This is a genomic window from Moraxella porci DSM 25326, from assembly GCF_002014855.1.
Classification (GTDB): Bacteria; Pseudomonadota; Gammaproteobacteria; order Pseudomonadales; family Moraxellaceae; genus Moraxella; species Moraxella porci.
In genome coordinates this window covers 238,989-256,304 of sequence record NZ_MUYV01000005.1, presented here as the reverse complement: position 1 = coordinate 256,304, position 17,316 = coordinate 238,989, and the positions used below count along the sequence as shown (strand labels likewise).

Sequence of the window (17,316 nt, the reverse complement as noted above, 5' to 3'; positions counted from 1 at the left end):
TTGGGTACGCAGTGCTAAACTGAATTAAATCAGTCTTGAGCTATTTCAAAAGAAGAATACGTAAAGATGCTTTTTTCTTGTCATAACCCTAATAATACACAAATAATTAAAGTTTTTATGGTTATACCCATAAACAAATGATGAAATTGGCTTAACATTTGGCATATAACCAAAAAAACTAGAGAGATTAATTAAGTACCAAAATCTCAAACTATGCAAAACATGCCTTTAATTAAAGCACTTAAAGGCAACATCAATCCTACCTCACCAACAAATACCCCTTACCACGACCATTACGCACAGTGGTTGCCAATCCCATGCTCTCAAGTTCATTGAGTAGCTTACGAGCGGTACTGTCTGAGATGCCAAGCTCATTAGACACTTGTTTGGCAGTCAAAACTTGATCAGCTGGCGTATTTGTGAGTAGCTGATACTGATGGATGCTAAGATTGCTATAATCAATAGTCGGATTTGCAGGTGCGGATTTTGGCATAGATTGTGACGCTTGGTCAATCGATAGCAGCGCCTGCAAATCGTTAATAGCTCGATCAATGATAGTGAGCTGATATGCAATAAAATAAGTCATATCCAATTCATCAGTTTCTACATCAATATAGCTTTGTGCATACTGCTTGGGTGCTTTATGCAATAAGCGACTGATGGAGATATAATCAAAATGCGTATAGCCTGATTTTTGTAGCGACCAATAAAATAAAGCTCGGGCAGTTCTGCCATTACCATCACCAAAAGGATGAATAAATCCAAGCAAAAAATGCAGAATAATCGCTTTGACAATCGGATGGATAAAGTCATCCCCTTGATGATCAGCATTGGCAAAATCGCAATACGCCTGCATCAAGGTCGGTAGCGTCTGCCATGTCGGGGGCTGGTGAACAATTTGCCCATCATAATCAGCGATGACAATCTCATCATCTTGGCGAAATTCACCCGAAATCGCATCATTGTCAATCGCACCCTCTGTGGCGATGCGATGCAATTGCAGAACCATAGTGATATCAAGCGGTTGAGTTAATTGTTGTTTCACCGCTTGCATCAAGTGATAATTATTGACAATCATCACCTCGCTTTTATTCATGGGTGCACGGCGACTGCCGAGTAGCTCTTTGGCAACCTTGCGTGTGGTAGATGCGCCTTCAAGCTGAGCACTGGTAATCGGCTCTTCAAAGAGCAGCTCTTCGGTATCAATAGACCATTGCCATTGGTGATAGTGATGCTCAATGTGATATAGCTTGGCTTGCAGGCTTTGTGTTAAACAATACGAGAATTGATAACCGCCAATATGTATCGACTGCATAATGGCGTGACGGTTGAGTTTTTGAGCAAGCCAGCGCCGTTTGCTGTCAGTTGGGTGGCGATAGCGAAACTGCTCCCATGACAAATAACGCCCCTTGACATCTGTCGGTGGATGCTCTGCCAAATATCCCAAAAGCACAGGCGAAATATCCCCTGCTTCTAGTTCTGATAAAGTGGGTGGCTTGGGTAATTTCATCGTTATTTTCCATAAAATGTCGCAATTTATCGTATTTTACCTTATTTTATCGTAATTTGTCGTAAATTATCGTATTTTATCTTAGTTTGTCGCTAATTGACTTTTGGATAATTATTTTATACTTGAAACTTTTGTATATATAGAAAAAGTTTCAGGTATAATTGAAACTTTTTCTATATTAAGACAAGTTTTCAATGATCATTAGGGAAAGTTTTAGCCTTGAGTTGTCAAACCAACAAACCCTTGTCTTGTTGGTATATCTCATCTAAATGCTGAGCAATCATTGTAATGGTATATGCCAGTACAAAACACTCAAATACCGAGTCGGCTGATAGTTACTGATCATAAGCAAGCACCTCGGCGATGGTTTTAGGTTTGATTGCTTTGGGTTTGGTTAATTCCATAAACCGAGCAATATCATCCAAAATCATCCACAATAACAAAAAGTTCTTCAAAGAAATATGCCCTGTATTCTCAAACCGACGAATGGTTGGCTCAGGAATCAAGGATTTTTCAGCCAGCGCTCGGCGTGACAGCTTGGCATCTTTGCGTTTTTGTTTTAGATACACTGCCAAAGCCAAGCGTGCATCAATATCGTCATACAGATGAAGCATAACCAATCTCAACTTGGTTTAATTTTGATATTATTTTATCAAATTTATGCATGAATAACTTTGTTGTAGCTACTCCACAAGACAACTCAGCTCATAACTTTGACTACGTCCAGAAGCTAGTGACTTCACCAAAATTCCTTCTTCAACCAAATCATTGATGTCTCTTAGGGCGGTATCTGTGGATACTTTTGTGATACTTGCCCATTTTTTGGTGGTAAGCTTGCCATAAAAATCACCCCAAAGCTTATTAATCATCACCACCTGCCGTGGATTGAGTGATGTGTAGCGATATGTATGCCAAAACTGTGACTTAGCGACAACCTTTTGTGACTGAGCAAGTGCTTGTATCAAAGCTGCTTCTAGATTGGTTAAAAACCAAATTAGCCATTCGGTGGCTGATGCCAAGCCCCTTTGGGTCTGTTCAAGTATGTGATAATACTCACGACGATTGGCAAGAATTTGTGCGGACATGCTATAAAATCGCTGCGGACTGCCATCGCTTTTGGCGAGCATCCGCTCAGTGAGTGCACGAGTTAGGCGACCGTTACCATCATCAAATGGATGTAGCGTGACAAACCACAGGTGTGCAAGCCCCGCCTTAATTGTCAAATCAAGTCCCGTTTCATTATTGTTATACCACTGAAAAAATCGCTCAAGCTCATCGGGCAATCTATCGGCCTTTGGTGCTTCAAAGTGTACTTTGGCTTTGCCATAGGCACCTGAGACCACCTGCATCGGGCCATTGGCATCATCTCGTAATGCGCCCACATTAATGTCATACATACCACTTAACCCTTGTGGAAATAGTGCATGATGCCAACGATAGACTTCATCTAAGGTTAATGGTAAGTCAAATCCTGAAGTCGCCTTAAGCATCATTTGAACAATCGCTTCCACTTCATAGCTTGGTGTAACAAGCTGATGCTGATACAGCGCTTCAATACCTAAGTGCCGAGCAACCGAAGAGCGTACCTGTTCAGTGTTAAGATATTCACCCTCAATCTCCGATGTCTTAATCACCTCCAGTGTCAATGCCTCAAGACTAACTTCAAGTGGTAAATCAAACCCAAGGCTGCTCATCTGCCCCAACAAGCGCCCCTGAAGCAAACGAATGCGAGCGACAAGGGGAAGTAACTGTACCTCATCAAGCTGCCAATCTGTCCAATTTGGATATTCATGAATAAACGTATCAACCATCACTATTCTCAATTTTGCCTCATCTGCGGTAATTATACCACATATTCTCCGCAAAATATGCGGTGAATAATACCATCAATCACCGCAAAATTGACATACCAAATCAAAATCCAAACTGACAATTTACAAGATTTTAATAAAAAAAGTTTAATATTATTAAATAGAAAATATAAAATTAAAATAATTTAAATCCATCAATACCTGCAACTTTCATCAGCAAGCACAAGGGCAAAAAATTTAAAATTATGATAAAATACGAAAAATGATGGAGTAAATTTACCCTATTGTTTTTCGTGCCAAGATATAAAAAGACATCAAAGCGCGCAATCAGCATCCACTCTGATAATAATCATAAGATATTGATATATAAAGAGGTTATTTAAGGTAAAATAAGGTTATTCGGCGAAAAATAGTCGCCTAAGATTGCCAAGGTTGGGGTTTCCATAAAATGTCGCAATTTATCGTATTTTACCTTATTTTATCGTAATTTGTCGTAAATTATCGTATTTTATCTCAGTTTGTCGCTAATTGACTTTTGGGCAATTAGTTTATACTTGAAACTTTTGCATATATAGAAAAAGTTTCAAGTATGATTGAAACTTTTTCTATATTAAGGTAAAATAGCAATTATAGTTTTAGGATTTTACTGTGAAAAAAGATTTAGTTTATCGCCAAAAATACCTTGAAACGGTACGCCCGTTTATCGGAAAACGTTTGATTAAAGTGTTTACTGGGCAACGCCGTGTGGGTAAAAGCTATTTGCTGTTTCAGATTATGCAAGAGATTCAAACAGTGGATGAAAATGCCCACATTATTTATATCAACAAAGAAGACTTGGCATTTAGTCACATTATAACTGCAGAGAACCTGAATGATTTTGTGCAAGAGCAGAAAAAGAGCGGTCAAAAAAATTACATTTTTATCGATGAAATTCAAGAAATTACAGATTTTGAACAGGCGTTGCGTTCGCTTTTATTAGATGACGAATTGGATTTGTATTGCACGGGTAGCAATGCTCATTTGCTTTCACGGGATATTGCAGGCAGCCTGAGTGGGCGAGCGATTGAAATTAATGTCCACTCCCTGTCCTATTTTGAATTTCTTGAGTTTATGAAACTGGACGATAGCGATAAGTCGATGTCGCTGTTTTTAAAATATGGCGGTTTGCCTTACTTGAAAGATCTGCCGTTGCAAGACAATATCGTATTTGAGTATTTACGCAACATTTATTCCACCATTGCCATTCGGGATATTGTGAACCGTTATTCATTGCGAAATGTTCAATTTTTAGAGCAGCTTACGCAATTTTTAGCGAGCAATATTGGCAATCTGTTTTCCGCCAAAAAAATCTCTGATTTTTTAAAATCGCAGAAAATTACCACATCAAGCATGCAGGTACAAAATTATGTGGAATATCTTGCCAACGCCTTTTTAATTCACAAAGTACCACGCTATGATATTGAAGGTAAACGCATTTTTGAGATTGGCGAAAAATACTATTTTGAAGATTTAGGTTTGCGAAATGCCCTGATTGGCTATCGGGTACAAGATCGTGGCAAATTGCTTGAAAACTGCATATTCAATCACCTTCAAATCGCAGGTTATGATGTCAAAATCGGCGGTTTAAATAGCCAAGAAATTGACTTTGTAGCAGAGAAGGATGGCGAACGTATTTATGTGCAGGCCGCGCTGACCATTAATGAAGAAAAAACACTTGAGCGAGAATTTGGCAACCTGCTGAAAATCCAAGACAACTACCCGAAATATGTGGTGACAATGGACGAATTTGATGGCAATACTTTTGAAGGGATACAGTGTTTGAGTTTGAGGGCATTTTTGAGAGAGATTTTGGGTGGATGATGCAAAAAACCATCTATCACCAATTTCAAAAATCTGATAAGCTTAGGATTGAGCTAATAACAGAGTATTTAGAACTTACTAAAACAACAAAAACAAGGAGCGTGTATGTTCAAAGAATACAGCCAATACGATGCCATGGGACTGGCCAAGCTGATTGATGATGGGCAAATCAGCCCCAAAGAGGCTCTGCTGGCAGCCATAGATCGCGCCGACCGCCTAAATCCCAAATTAAACGCCATCATTCACCGCTTTGACGATCGGGCATTGGCAGCGTGCGATACATTGCCCAAAGGCGCGTTTTTTGGTGTGCCGTTTTTATTAAAAGACTTGTTGTACGAGTACGCAGGTGAGCCTTTGTGTATGGGCAGTCGCAGTGTGCGCATCACACCAAAGATTGATAACGAAATCGTCAAACGCATCAAACAAGCAGGACTGAACTGCTTTGGCAAAACCAATACCCCAGAATTTGGATTGATCATCACCACCGAACCCAAAGCCTATGGGCCTGCGCACAATCCCTTTTTGCATGGTTACAGCACGGGCGGCTCGTCAGGTGGCAGTGCTGCTGCTGTCGCAAGCGGCATTGTGCCGATGGCGGCCAGCGGCGATGGCGGTGGCTCCATCCGTTTTCCTGCGGCGTGGTGCGGCGTCTTTGGGCTAAAGCCGACTCGTGGCAGAAACCCCATTTCATCCGTCTTGGGCGAAGATTGGCTTGGCGCAGTGGCAAACCATGTCATCACACGCTCAGTGCGTGACAGTGCGATGATGCTGGATGTACTAAACGGTGCAGAGCTTGGTGCGCCTTTTATATTGCCATCTGACTGTTTTTATCAGGCGAGCCAAACAGCGCCCAAACGCCTAAAAATCGCCCTGCACCAACGCCCCTTGGTTGCCAATACACCGATTGATAAGGATGTGATGGACTGCCTTCACACCACCGCCAAGCAACTGGCGGACATGGGGCATATCATTGAAGAAGCGGAGCCTGATGTGGATATCGAGCGTTTGTGGCAGGACTTTTTGGTGGTGGTCGGTTGTCACACGGCGTATTTGATAGATGACATTGCGCGCACGCACGGCAAGGCGATGATTGCAAGCCTTGAGACACAAACACAAAATCTTGCCATGTTTGGCAGATCTATGACGGTACTGGATTTATTAAATGCCAAACAAGGCTGGCACAGCGTGCGTTACCAAGTGGATAAACTACTACAGGACTACGATGTCATACTCTGCCCCACCGTGCCGACACCTGCTGTGCCACATGGACAACTGCCACCAAAGCCTGTGGATGAGTTTATGATGAATCTTAGCAATCCTTTTAAATTTGGTAAATTATTGCTCAAATCAGGTATTGTAGAAAAATTAAGCCACCCTGTACAATCCAAGATAGCGTTCACCATGCTTGCCAATATCACTGGCATGCCAGCGATGAGTATGCCTTTGGGTCTAAGTCGTGATGGCTTGCCGATTGGTGTGCAGATGATTGCACGGCTCAACGATGAAAAGACCCTATTTGCCATTGCAGGCGAGATGGAGCGGGCTGGATATTTTATTCAAACACCAGTGGCTGATTGATAGGCGCAACTGTGATGCGTCTATTAAAGCACGGCAGATGTATTGATTGAGCATTTGCAAGTGTTGGCGTGACTTGGATGGATGAATGAGTGATGGATTGGATAGACTAGGTATATCCAATCCATCAAGATGCAGATTTTGTTAATTCAACTTCACCAAATCCAAACGCTCACCTTCAAACAATTCCATATCAGGCGCAAGCGTCACCATAAAGCGATCAAAGTACAATAGCTGCTTGACAAGCAGTGCAAAATCTCTAGGGAAATGGATGCCGTGTCGTTTGCCGATTTCCACCATCTCTAGCATCATGGCATTTAGGCTGTCGTTATTAGCATCTGCTTTTGTAGTTGGCTGGGTGTTTGGCGTGATTTTTCCAAGCATCTTGTGCAAATCATTCGCCAGACGATCAATATCCATCTTGTCAGCTGTATGCGTCATGCCGATATTCACCATCGCTTGTGCCATGCCACGATAATCACTGATTTGCAGGCTCTGTACCAGACCAAAGCACGCCTGCAAACTGCTCGGCTGAATTTGACCCATCAATCCAAAATCCAAAAAGGCAATACGCCCATCATCCAGTAGCATCAGGTTCCCTGCGTGCAAATCAGCATGAAACTCACCCGTCATCATCAAGGATAAGAACCAAGTATCCAGCACATCACTCATGATCTGCTTGCTGTTTCGTCCTGCTGTGCCATCCCATATCAGACTGTCATCAATGAGTGATTTACCCATCAACAGATCCATCACCAGCACACGCTTGGTGGAGAGTGCATGATGCACAGTCGGTGCGGTGACTTTGGTGTTACCGACTTGTTTTAGATGTGCCAAAAACTGCTCAATATGGCGACTTTCGGCGATAAAATCCGTCTCAGCCAGCATCCGAGCACGCATCTCATCGACGATGGGCGCAAGATTGGCCGCCTTAAGATTTGGCACAAGCTTTTCAAGCGTCCAAAACACACTATGCAGCACGCTCAAGTCTGTGTGCATCACAGTATCCACATTAGGTTTTTGCACTTTGAGTGCCACTTGTCTGCCGTCTGCCAGCACCGCCTTATGCACCTGTGCGATACTTGCTGATGCCAGTGGCACAGGATCGATGTACGAAAAAATATCACCCAAACCACGGCTATCGGTCTCAAGTTCTTCAATCAGTACCGAGCGAATCTTGGCAAATGGCACTGGCGTCGTCTGATCCAGACAGCCCTGAAATGCCAGCACATATTCACGCGGAAAAATCGATGGCGTACTGGCGATGAACTGCCCAAGCTTGATATAAGTCACGCCCATCTGCTCAAAGGCTTCACGCAAGAGCTGTGCATCCATCTGATCGCCTTTGGCAACTCTTAGGGCAGATAAGCCTGCGACACTGGCGGTTTTTTGTAGGCGAGATAGGATATTGACACCTAGATTTAGCTGTTTTTTGGCGAATTGTAATGGATTTTTGGTAAATTTATTTTGCATAAGTCATTATTTTGTAATGGTAATAAACAGTGATTGCACTGATGCGATAATTCAAATAGCGATTGTACTGTGGCATTATGATGGTATTCACACCCAAAATCAAGCACCGCTACAAACCGCACAGTCAGGATCGATGGTATAGCTTAGGTGCTTGAGCGTCATTGATTGCCCCTGCCAAATCAATAGCTGATTGGCAATGGGATTATTGCCCCTACCCAAAAAACTCAGTGCGATTTGTGATGCCATCGCACCGATGATTGCCACAGTACTGGCCAGCACGCCAGATGTCGCACAGGTCATCTCATCACCTGCATCACCACCAAATACGCACTGATAACAGCCTGTATCTTGTGTATATAGAGCAATCTGTCCTGTCTCAGCAATGGCGGATGTAGATAATAATGGCAAGTGATTTGCTCGGCAGAGTTGGTTTAATAAATCACGAATTGCAAAATTATCCGTACAATCAATCACCAAATCCGCACCGACAATCAGCTGCTGCACATTATCCTGTGTCAATCGCTCAGTGATTGACACAATATCCGTCAGTGGATTGTGCTGATGTAGTGATGACTTTGCGACGATGGCTTTTGGTTTGCCGATATCAGCATCGTGATATAAGGACTGTCTTTGTAAGTTGCTGACATCAATATCATCATGATCAATAAGACTTAGTCGACCTATCCCTGCACGGGTCAGTGTCGTCGCGATTGGGCAGCCAAGTCCGCCCATACCAACGATGATGGCATGGCTGTTTTTGAGCCGTAACTGTGCATCGATATCCCAGTCATCTAGCAAGATTTGGCGAGCATATCGCATCAGCTCAGCATCGCTTAGGTGGTTGGCTTGGGTGCTGATTAAACTGTCTGTTGTGCTTGTTGTCGTCATGTTATCTATTAATCACTGATAGGCCTAAACCCAAGCGTAATGCGGTCATTATCGCCATAATCCTTAAGTGTCCGCACATTGCTAAGTCCTACACTACTCAAAATCTCACGCACCGCCAGCCCCTGATCATAGCCATGCTCGATGACGATCAGCCCACCTGCTTTTAGGTGCTGATGCACACCATGCGCGATGGTAATGATATCTGCCAAGCCATCTTGATCGGCGACCAAGGCAGTGACTGGCTCATGTGTCAGTGATGCCATATGTGCATCATCTTTGGCGATATAGGGTGGATTGCTGACGATGATGTCAAATTCGCCATCAATCTTATCATACCAATCAGAGTGTATCAGCGTGCAGTTGTCCGCACCAAGCCTACGCGCGTTATCTGTGGCGACCGCTAGAGCCTGCGGCGAATAATCCACCGCCACTACCGATGATGACGCTAATTCTAACGCCAAAGTAATGCCAATACAACCAGTGCCCGTGCCCAGATCTAGGATGCGTGGTGATGTATCGATACTGCCTTGCTTGACAATATCCAGCACCGTCTCAATCAAAATCTCCGTATCCGCCCTAGGAATCAGCGTATGGGCATTGACCATAAATTCACGCCCCCAAAACCCCTGCATCCCTGTCAAATATGCCAGCGGCTCACCAGTCATCATCCGAGCGATGCCACCACTGAGCTGCATCACTTCATCATCACTTGGCACATAATCCGAATCCGTGATCAAAAATACCGATGGCTGATTGAGCACCGCAAGTAGCCATCCATCCAACCAATGACGTGGCAAATTCTGCGACTGCCAACTGGCAAACACCTGCCGAATGCGTGCAATCGACAGGTGTTTTAGCTGATTATAAATACTTAATTCATCCATCATCAATTATCAATCTGTGGCTCGCTGATGTCGATATGTTTATTGACCAAATAAATCAACAGCAGTACAGGCACACCAACCAAGAAAGTAAAGCCAAAGAAAAATGCATAACTTGTCGCATCGACGATCGCACCTGAGTAGCCACCAATCAGCTTCGGCGCCAATGTCATCAACGATGAGAACAATGCATACTGCACCGCTGTAAAGCGAATCGATGTCAATGCCGACAAGAAAGCGATAAATACCGCACTGGCCAGACCTGCCGCCAAGTTATCGGTAATCACTGCAAAGTACATCATCGGCACAGTCGGGGTCATAAATAGCAGAATAAATAGCAAGTTGGTTACGCACGCCAAAATCGCACCGACACTCATCGCTTTCATGATATTCATCTTTTGGGCAAGCCAACCACCGATAAAGCCGCCACCGATACTGGCGACCACGCCCACGACCTTGACTGCATCAGCAATTTGGGTCTTGCTAAAGCCCAAATCTTGATAAAAGATATTTGAAATATTCCCTGCAATCACATCACTGATACGATACAGACCAATCAAGGCAAGCAGTAACAGTGCTTTTTTGCCATAGCGAGCAAAAAAATCCGCCACAGGCTCTACCCAAGTTTTCATCGCTACCGATTGGGCGACCACGCCTGCTTTGACCAGTGCATAGCCAATCACGGCAAACGCCACAAAGCTTAAGATAAACTGCACACAGCCATACAAAAAGCCTGCCAATACGCTTTCGGTCTCAGGCAAGACACCGCCTATCGTACGATAAGTGATGATAAAGCCCACCACCGACAGCACAAACACCAGCACCAAACGCAGATAATCACGGGTCTCATTGGTGATTGGCTTGATGGCAACTTTTGGCTCACGGATGATGAGTGTCGTCGCCACACCGATGAGCATCACTGCCGCCATGATCAGATAGGTTTTTTGCCAAGCCAGATAATTATAAGCTTCCATCGTCGAACCAAAAAAGTCCGCCAAATACAAAGCCCCTGCACCTGAGACAATCATCCCCACACGGTAACCTGCCACATAGGTCGCTGACAAAGCAGGCTGCATATCCGCTGGTGCCGACTCAATACGATAGGCATCGATGACAATATCTTGTGAAGCTGATGAGAAACCCAGTAGCACCGCCCCTGCCGCCATGACACCAAGCATCTGCTCACTGCCTTGGGGATTGGTCATCGCCATCAATACCAGTGCGGTGATGATCATCACTTGGGTCAGTAGCAGCCAACCACGACGACGGCCAAGCAGGCGAGTCAGAATCGGTAACGGCAGTGCATCCACAAGCGGCGCCCAAATAAACTTAAACGAATAACCTAATGCCGCCCAGCTAAACATCGTCACGGTCGCACGATCAATCCCAGCCTCACGCAGCCAAAGCCCTAGGCTTGAAAACACGAGCAAAATCGGAATGCCTGCTGCAAAGCCCAAAAACGCCAAAGCCAATGCCTGTGGATTAAAATACGCCTTTGTAAACGCTTGCCATGCACTGACTTGCGTCGATTGGTCAATATTTGTACCGCTCATAGTTTACCAGCCCATCATCATGATTTGGTGCCATTATCGATGATTGTAACGCCAAATCTGGTTTGTCAATTCATAAAGGCCACATTTTACCGTATTTTTGATGGATTTGTTATTAATTTTGCATTTTATCCTACCTTTTTTTATAAAAATTCGGTATGATTAACTATTTTTATTTATTGATTCACAAGGGCAGTTATGGCAATTGACATCGTCATCAATCAGCGACATTTGCAAATTCAGCTTAAGCAACTAGAAACCGTTTGGCATACCGTGGTCAATGGCTATAATCTCAGCCAAGCTGCTGAGCTACTACACACCAGCCAATCAAGCTTATCCAAGCAAATCGCCGCCCTAGAAAATCAGCTCAAGGCCGATGTGTTTACTCGTCAAGGCAAGCGTCTGACTGGACTTACGCCGATTGGCAAGGCATTATTGCCGCACATTGAGGCGATTTTTGCTGAGATTCGCACCATCGAAAATTTAAGCCTTGATTTTAATAACGCTCAAGCAGGCACTTTGACAGTTGCCACGACGCACACGCAAGCACGCTATGTGCTACCGCAGATTGTCAAAGAGTTTCGCCAAAAATTTGATAAAGTCAATCTCGTGCTACAGCAAGCCGACCCTGAGACCATCGCCCAGATGGTGATCCGTGGACAAGCCGATATCGGCATCGCCACTGAATCCCTGTTGAATAATGATGTCCTACGCTGTCATCGCTATTATGATTGGTCGCATGTGGTCATCGTCCCAAAAGATCATGAGCTGGCGGTATTTGCCGATCAAGTCGATGGCATTGACTTGCCGACTTTGGCAAGCTATCCGATTGTCACTTATCATGGTGGCTTTACTGGTCGTGGTGCGATTGACAAGAGCTTTGAGGCAGCAGGCTTTGCGCCTGATATTGTACTGGCGGCACTTGACTCGGATGTGATCAGTACCTATGTCTCGGCAGGCCTTGGCATCGGCATCATCGCCGAGATGGCGTATCAGCCCAAGCATTATCCTGATTTGGTTGCTATTCCTGTGACTTATTTTGGTCGCTTTACCAGTTGGATTGCGGTGCGTGATGACAGCGAAATTCGCAAATTTGGCCACGAATTTATCAAGCTGTGCCAAGCGCAGTTTGGTGATGTGTGATCCAAAATCACGATTCAATGCATTTATAGATGACAACTAAACTTAGCTAAAATTAAAGTTCTTATCCATCCGCCAAGGCTCAGGCAGCGGTCGATCCATTAACATCAAAGTCTCTCGCTCGATCAAGCGCACCATGGTATCGAGCGCCAGATCATGATGATCGCGCCCAAATGGCTCTTCTAGCTGCTGCGCCAATTCATCCAAACCCAACAATAAATAGCAAATAAAACCAACCAACAGCGGCGTCCATAAGCCCATCACCGACTGTAAGCCAAACGGCAGCATCCAACAAAAACAATACACCGCGCGATGCAGCAGCGCCGAATACGGAAATGGCAATGGTGTGCCATGAATGCGATCACAGCCAGCTTGGATATTGCCCATCTCAATCACATGCTTTTGGATACTCATATAAATAATATCACTGATGTGGCCTTGTTTGACGGCATCGATCAGCTGCTGCTGCATCGACTCTAGCACGCGCTGCGGGGCATTGATCTGGTTATCAAGCCAATCCAAATGCGCCTCATCAATCTGAGTGTAAGCAAATTGCGCACGGTGAATGGGCTGGCCACGCAAGCGATCTCGCAGCGTCGCCACAAACATCAGCATCTGATACAGCAGCACTTGCCTGTCTTTGGCTGGCAAAAAATGACTGTCACGGCTCAGATGGCGCGTATTGGCAATCAGCGCACCCCACAGCTTACGCCCTTCCCACCAGCGATCATAACAGGCAGTGTTGCGAAACCCTAAAAAGATCGAAATCACCACACCAAAGATGGTAAAACCCACTGCAGGCACCGCAGTGATATCAAACCAATGGTATCGGGTCAACAGTCCAGACAGCAAGGACAACAGCACGATACCCAAGATCGTCGGCAGCACTCTGGGCAGCACGGTACCGCGCCACACGAACAAAAGCTTAAGGCTGTTTGATTTATCCCGAACAATCATTTATCACCCAAAAGTAAAAGTAGCAGCCGCGCTGATGCACGGCTTATGATTTAAAATAAACTTAGATGCCCAAAGCCACCTGTACCGTATCATCAGATGATGGCTTAGGGCTTGATTAGGCGTGGATTTGAGTTGCCCCAAATGGTGTACAAATCGGCCAGCAATGCCTCATTGATATCCTCAATCTCAGCTTGGCCGATGCGTGCATTGCCCTGCGCACCATAGATGACCACCTCATCATTGATACTGACAGGCTGCTTGGCGATGATATCGGTCACATCCACCATGGTGGTGTTCATCGAGGTCTTGCCAAGTACTGGTGCACGCATGCCACCAATCAGTACCACGCCTTTATTGGTGAACGCACGGCGATAGCCATCAGAGTAGCCAAATGGCAAATTGGCCAGATATGAATCACGCATCAAGGTATGGGTGCCATCATAGCCAACGCTTGTCCCTGCAGGATAAAACTGCACAGAAGCAACTTTGGTCTTAAAGCTCATAATAGGCTTATAAGCAGGCTTGGCATCGATGGTGTCGCCATAGATCAGACCACCAGGGCGAACCATGTCCAGATGACTCTCAGGCACTGCGATCGTGGCAAAAGAATTGGCGGTATGCAAGGTCAGCTTGTTACGATCAAGATTCGCCGCTTGGATCAGCCACTGGCTTTGTTCATTGAATTTTGCCAAGCGCTCACGCACGAAATCGACATCTTCATTGGCATAATGCGTCATGATGCCCGTGATGCGCAGATTTGGCAGTTTGGTGATCGCGATGGCATCACGCTGACCTGATGCACCATCCACATCGATGCCGTTGCGATCCATCCCACCAGCATTCAGCGACAGATGATACTCGATGGTTTTGCCATGCTTTTGGGCGATGGCACTTAGCGCCTGTGCGTGCTGTAAACTGCCAGTCAGCTCAGTGATGCCGTATTCTAGCGCCGCCTCAGCCTCATCGCCACTGGCCAGACGCACGCGCATGATGGTGCCTTGATAGCCGTGCGCACGAGCGACACGCGCCTCTTCATTGCTGGCAATGCCGATGCACGGCACATTCAGCTTGATGATACTTGGCATAAGCAGATCAATGCCATTGCCATAGGCATCTGCCTTCATGATGGCGCAGATTTTGGTGTCATCTTTGAGCGTATTTTGTAGGCGTGTGATGTTATCTTCAAAGGCTTTGACATCGATCTCAAGATAAGCATTGGCTTTGTGATGATTGGCATAGCTGTAGTCGCCATGCGTCTGTAACAGCGGAGCTGCGTGCGTGATGCTGGCAGTCGTGATGGCAAGACTTGTCAAGATGGCAAGCGTAAGAGGACTTCGTTTCATAATCATTCCCTGTTGTTGCGATAAATTTGATTTGTATTTTATACGAAAATTTATCAGGGATAAAGATGGCAGCAGAAGTTTTTATGATAAAATTTCAACAAAAAAAATCCCAAGCGATTAAGCTTGGGATCTTTGAAAATGGCGCAGCGGACGGGGCTCGAACCCGCGACCCCCGGCGTGACAGGCCGGTATTCTAACCAACTGAACTACCGCTGCATAGTGGTGGGTGGTAACGGGATCGAACCGCTGACCCTCTGCTTGTAAGGCAGATGCTCTACCAACTGAGCTAACCACCCTAAAATGTCTTTTCCGATTTGGAAAACTGATACTGTGTCAAGGTATCACATTTTAAGTCAAGAACCAAACACGCTACAGTGCGTTGCTGTGTTCGTTCGTTGTGGTGCGTATTATATAGAAATTTACGCAGGTGTCAAATACTTTTTGAGATAAAATATGAAAAAATAGCAAAAAATTTTATAAGTTATTGATTTATTTCATATTTATTAATTATCTCAATCGTCCTAATCTCGCCTGCCTAAGATGAGCTGCGCTGGTCTTTGATGTACTGGGTGACTTGCGCCAGACGCTCAAGGGTGCCAACATCAAACCAAGCCTTTTGCATATACTCGCCTGTGACTTGCCCCTTGGCCATCGCAGCTTTTAGGCGCGGAGCCAATGCTGCGACCTCTTGGCTGCCGACATCAGCGACGATCTTAGGCGACATCACACTGATCCCAGCAAAAGTTAAGGCATCACCCTTACCGCTTTTGGCCTGCACGCGTCCAGAGATCAACTCAAAGTCGCCCGATGGATGATGTTCTGGATTATCCACCAGCAGCAAGTGCGCCAAATCATCACCCAGCTGATGCGCCATCAGCGGTGCAAAATCACACTCGCTCCACACATCGCCATTGACCAAAATAAACGACTCATCTTTTAATAAACCCTGCTCCAAAGCATATTTGATGCCGCCAGCTGTCTCCAAAGGCTCGCCTGCCTCCACCGAGATCTGAAGACTGATGCCCAGCTGATCAGGCAGGTTCAATGCCTCAAGCCCTTCAATCAGCACATCAGACAGATAGCCAGCATTTAGGACAATGTGCGTGATGCCAGCTGCTGCCAGACGCTCGATATGCCATATGATCAAGGGCTTATCAGCAACAGCGATCAGCGGCTTTGGGGTGGTGAGCGTCAGTGGGCGCATGCGCGTACCTTTGCCCGCCGCCAAGATCATCGCTTGGTGAATCATCTTACGCTCCCTGCTCTTTGCTGTTAGCAAAACGATTCTGATAAGCCGTCAGAACTTCAGCATTCAGCCACTGCAAAAACTCGCCATACACAGGCGCTGCGCCATGCGCCTGTAGCCAGTCAAGCTCGGTCAATAGATCGCGTATCACCTTGGGGATATCGTTTAGATATCGGCGCTTGCCATCACGCTCAGACAGACGGATAAAGATGCCCAGCACCTTTAGATGACGCTGCACGCCCATGACATTAGTCTCGGCAATAAAGCTGCCAAAATCCACTTTGGGATTGATCAATTCATAAAACTCAAGAATGCGCTTTTCGACCCATTTTTCGTCATAATCGATATAAGCATCGCGCACCAAACTCACCAAGTCATAAGTATAAGCACCGATCACCGCATCTTGAAAATCGATCACGCCCAGCGCATCACTGCCTTTATCGGCCATCAGATTGCGACTGTGATAATCACGATGCACAATCACAGATGGCTGCTTGGCGATATCGGTGATCAGCTGTGCTTTTAGCGCCTGCCAAACTGCTTTGGCATGATCATCCATCGACACATTGACATACGGCAAAAACCACGCCTCAAACAAATCCATCTCTTGATGAAGTTTGTCATCGGTATATATAGGCAAATCCACATGCGTATCCAGACTGTGCAATGAGGCAAGCGTTGATAATGCTTGACTATAATACACATCTTTATGCTTGGCATCATCACGGATCAGATGTGCAAATTCTACTGTGCCAAAGTCTTGTAATAACAAAAACCCACGCTCAATGTCACGCGCGATGATGTCAGGCACATTCACCACCTCGCTCATGATGTCCGCCACATGCACAAATTCGGTGACGCTTTCTTTTTCAGGGGGTGCATCCATCAAAAGATAGGTCATCTCAGCCTTACCCATCTCAGCGATCACTGGTAAATGAATGCGGTGATAACGGCGAAAACTGGCATCCCCTGGCAGACTTTCAACGCGAAAGCCCGCTGCCAAATTGGCATTTAAAAAGCTCATCATCTCAGTATGGCGCAGATCATTCATAGTTCATCTCTTAATTAATATAGGTTAAGCA

The 17,316-nt window shown here is 45.3% G+C and carries 14 protein-coding genes and 2 tRNA genes; 3 read left to right on the top strand and 13 right to left on the bottom strand.

Going from position 1 to position 17,316, the window contains the following annotated elements; all coding sequences use genetic code 11:
- Window positions 1-259 precede the first annotated feature (259 nt).
- From B0681_RS05405 to B0681_RS05395, 3 genes are all read right to left on the bottom strand, one after another.
- Window positions 260-1,510 (bottom strand): Fic family protein, encoded by a 1,251-nt coding sequence (locus tag B0681_RS05405; protein WP_078317720.1) that lies wholly within the window; start codon window positions 1,508-1,510, stop codon window positions 260-262.
- A 335-nt stretch (window positions 1,511-1,845) separates the two neighbouring features.
- A complete protein-coding gene (locus B0681_RS05400) occupies window positions 1,846-2,124 on the bottom strand; it encodes a helix-turn-helix domain-containing protein (RefSeq protein WP_078317719.1) in 279 nt (92 codons plus the stop codon).
- Between the two features lie 69 nt (window positions 2,125-2,193).
- Complete coding sequence (locus tag B0681_RS05395) at window positions 2,194-3,321, bottom strand: Fic family protein (RefSeq protein ID WP_078317718.1); 1,128 nt, start codon at window positions 3,319-3,321, stop codon at window positions 2,194-2,196.
- 648 nt (window positions 3,322-3,969) lie between these two features.
- On the opposite strand from B0681_RS05395, the gene B0681_RS05390 reads away from it, so the two are divergent.
- Both B0681_RS05390 and B0681_RS05385 read left to right on the top strand, forming a co-directional pair.
- Window positions 3,970-5,181 carry an ATP-binding protein gene (locus tag B0681_RS05390; RefSeq protein ID WP_078317717.1) on the top strand — a complete coding sequence of 404 codons (1,212 nt, stop codon included), beginning with the start codon at window positions 3,970-3,972 and terminating at the stop codon, window positions 5,179-5,181.
- Between the two features lie 105 nt (window positions 5,182-5,286).
- The gene (locus B0681_RS05385; RefSeq protein WP_078317716.1) at window positions 5,287-6,759 is read left to right on the top strand and encodes an amidase; all 1,473 of its coding nucleotides are present in this window, start codon (window positions 5,287-5,289) and stop codon (window positions 6,757-6,759) included.
- A gap of 141 nt (window positions 6,760-6,900) precedes the next feature.
- On the opposite strand, the gene B0681_RS05380 is transcribed toward B0681_RS05385, so the two are convergent.
- The 4 genes from B0681_RS05380 to B0681_RS05365 all read right to left on the bottom strand — a co-directional run bounded on the left by B0681_RS05380 (window position 6,901) and on the right by B0681_RS05365 (window position 11,551).
- A complete protein-coding gene (locus B0681_RS05380) occupies window positions 6,901-8,229 on the bottom strand; it encodes an ABC1 kinase family protein (RefSeq protein ID WP_078317715.1) in 1,329 nt (442 codons plus the stop codon).
- 99 nt (window positions 8,230-8,328) lie between these two features.
- On the bottom strand, window positions 8,329-9,117 hold the full coding sequence (locus B0681_RS05375; protein WP_078317714.1) for a HesA/MoeB/ThiF family protein: 789 nt from the start codon (window positions 9,115-9,117) through the stop codon (window positions 8,329-8,331).
- An 8-nt stretch (window positions 9,118-9,125) separates the two neighbouring features.
- Window positions 9,126-10,004, bottom strand: coding sequence for a peptide chain release factor N(5)-glutamine methyltransferase (gene prmC, locus B0681_RS05370; protein WP_228143867.1), 879 nt, complete (start codon window positions 10,002-10,004; stop codon window positions 9,126-9,128).
- A complete protein-coding gene (locus B0681_RS05365; RefSeq protein ID WP_078317713.1) occupies window positions 10,004-11,551 on the bottom strand; it encodes an AmpG family muropeptide MFS transporter in 1,548 nt (515 codons plus the stop codon). Before B0681_RS05365 ends, prmC begins: the two co-directional genes overlap by 1 nt.
- A gap of 195 nt (window positions 11,552-11,746) precedes the next feature.
- Here B0681_RS05365 and B0681_RS05360 point away from each other — a divergent pair, with 195 nt between their 5' ends.
- Window positions 11,747-12,691 (top strand): LysR substrate-binding domain-containing protein, encoded by a 945-nt coding sequence (locus B0681_RS05360; RefSeq protein ID WP_078317712.1) that lies wholly within the window; start codon window positions 11,747-11,749, stop codon window positions 12,689-12,691.
- A gap of 42 nt (window positions 12,692-12,733) precedes the next feature.
- On the opposite strand, the gene B0681_RS05355 is transcribed toward B0681_RS05360, so the two are convergent.
- From B0681_RS05355 to B0681_RS05330, 6 genes are all read right to left on the bottom strand, one after another.
- Window positions 12,734-13,645 carry a bestrophin family protein gene (locus tag B0681_RS05355; RefSeq protein ID WP_078317711.1) on the bottom strand — a complete coding sequence of 304 codons (912 nt, stop codon included), beginning with the start codon at window positions 13,643-13,645 and terminating at the stop codon, window positions 12,734-12,736.
- A 104-nt stretch (window positions 13,646-13,749) separates the two neighbouring features.
- Window positions 13,750-14,988 (bottom strand): alanine racemase, encoded by a 1,239-nt coding sequence (gene alr / locus B0681_RS05350; protein WP_078317710.1) that lies wholly within the window; start codon window positions 14,986-14,988, stop codon window positions 13,750-13,752.
- 139 nt (window positions 14,989-15,127) lie between these two features.
- A tRNA-Asp gene (locus tag B0681_RS05345) sits at window positions 15,128-15,204 on the bottom strand.
- A gap of 4 nt (window positions 15,205-15,208) precedes the next feature.
- Window positions 15,209-15,284, bottom strand: a tRNA-Val gene (locus B0681_RS05340).
- Between the two features lie 239 nt (window positions 15,285-15,523).
- Window positions 15,524-16,237: a nucleotidyltransferase family protein gene (locus B0681_RS05335; protein ID WP_078317709.1), complete on the bottom strand. Its 714-nt coding sequence runs from the start codon at window positions 16,235-16,237 to the stop codon at window positions 15,524-15,526.
- A gap of 1 nt (window position 16,238) precedes the next feature.
- Window positions 16,239-17,285, bottom strand: coding sequence for an aminoglycoside phosphotransferase family protein (locus tag B0681_RS05330; RefSeq protein ID WP_078317708.1), 1,047 nt, complete (start codon window positions 17,283-17,285; stop codon window positions 16,239-16,241).
- Between the last annotated feature and the right edge of the window lie 31 nt (window positions 17,286-17,316).

Excerpts from the sequence above, each read along its gene's own strand:
- B0681_RS05405 (WP_078317720.1), bottom strand. The coding sequence starts at position 1,510 with ATGAAATTACCCAAGCCACCCACTTTATCAGAACTAGAAGCAGGGGAT.
- B0681_RS05400 (WP_078317719.1), bottom strand. The coding sequence starts at position 2,124 with ATGCTTCATCTGTATGACGATATTGATGCACGCTTGGCTTTGGCAGTG.
- B0681_RS05395 (WP_078317718.1), bottom strand. The coding sequence starts at position 3,321 with ATGGTTGATACGTTTATTCATGAATATCCAAATTGGACAGATTGGCAG.
- B0681_RS05385 (WP_078317716.1), top strand. The coding sequence starts at position 5,287 with ATGTTCAAAGAATACAGCCAATACGATGCCATGGGACTGGCCAAGCTG.
- B0681_RS05380 (WP_078317715.1), bottom strand. The coding sequence starts at position 8,229 with ATGCAAAATAAATTTACCAAAAATCCATTACAATTCGCCAAAAAACAG.
- B0681_RS05375 (WP_078317714.1), bottom strand. The coding sequence starts at position 9,117 with ATGACGACAACAAGCACAACAGACAGTTTAATCAGCACCCAAGCCAAC.
- prmC (WP_228143867.1), bottom strand. The coding sequence starts at position 10,004 with ATGATGGATGAATTAAGTATTTATAATCAGCTAAAACACCTGTCGATT.
- B0681_RS05365 (WP_078317713.1), bottom strand. The coding sequence starts at position 11,551 with ATGAGCGGTACAAATATTGACCAATCGACGCAAGTCAGTGCATGGCAA.
- B0681_RS05360 (WP_078317712.1), top strand. The coding sequence starts at position 11,747 with ATGGCAATTGACATCGTCATCAATCAGCGACATTTGCAAATTCAGCTT.
- B0681_RS05355 (WP_078317711.1), bottom strand. The coding sequence starts at position 13,645 with ATGATTGTTCGGGATAAATCAAACAGCCTTAAGCTTTTGTTCGTGTGG.
- alr (WP_078317710.1), bottom strand. The coding sequence starts at position 14,988 with ATGAAACGAAGTCCTCTTACGCTTGCCATCTTGACAAGTCTTGCCATC.
- B0681_RS05335 (WP_078317709.1), bottom strand. The coding sequence starts at position 16,237 with ATGATTCACCAAGCGATGATCTTGGCGGCGGGCAAAGGTACGCGCATG.
- B0681_RS05330 (WP_078317708.1), bottom strand. The coding sequence starts at position 17,285 with ATGAATGATCTGCGCCATACTGAGATGATGAGCTTTTTAAATGCCAAT.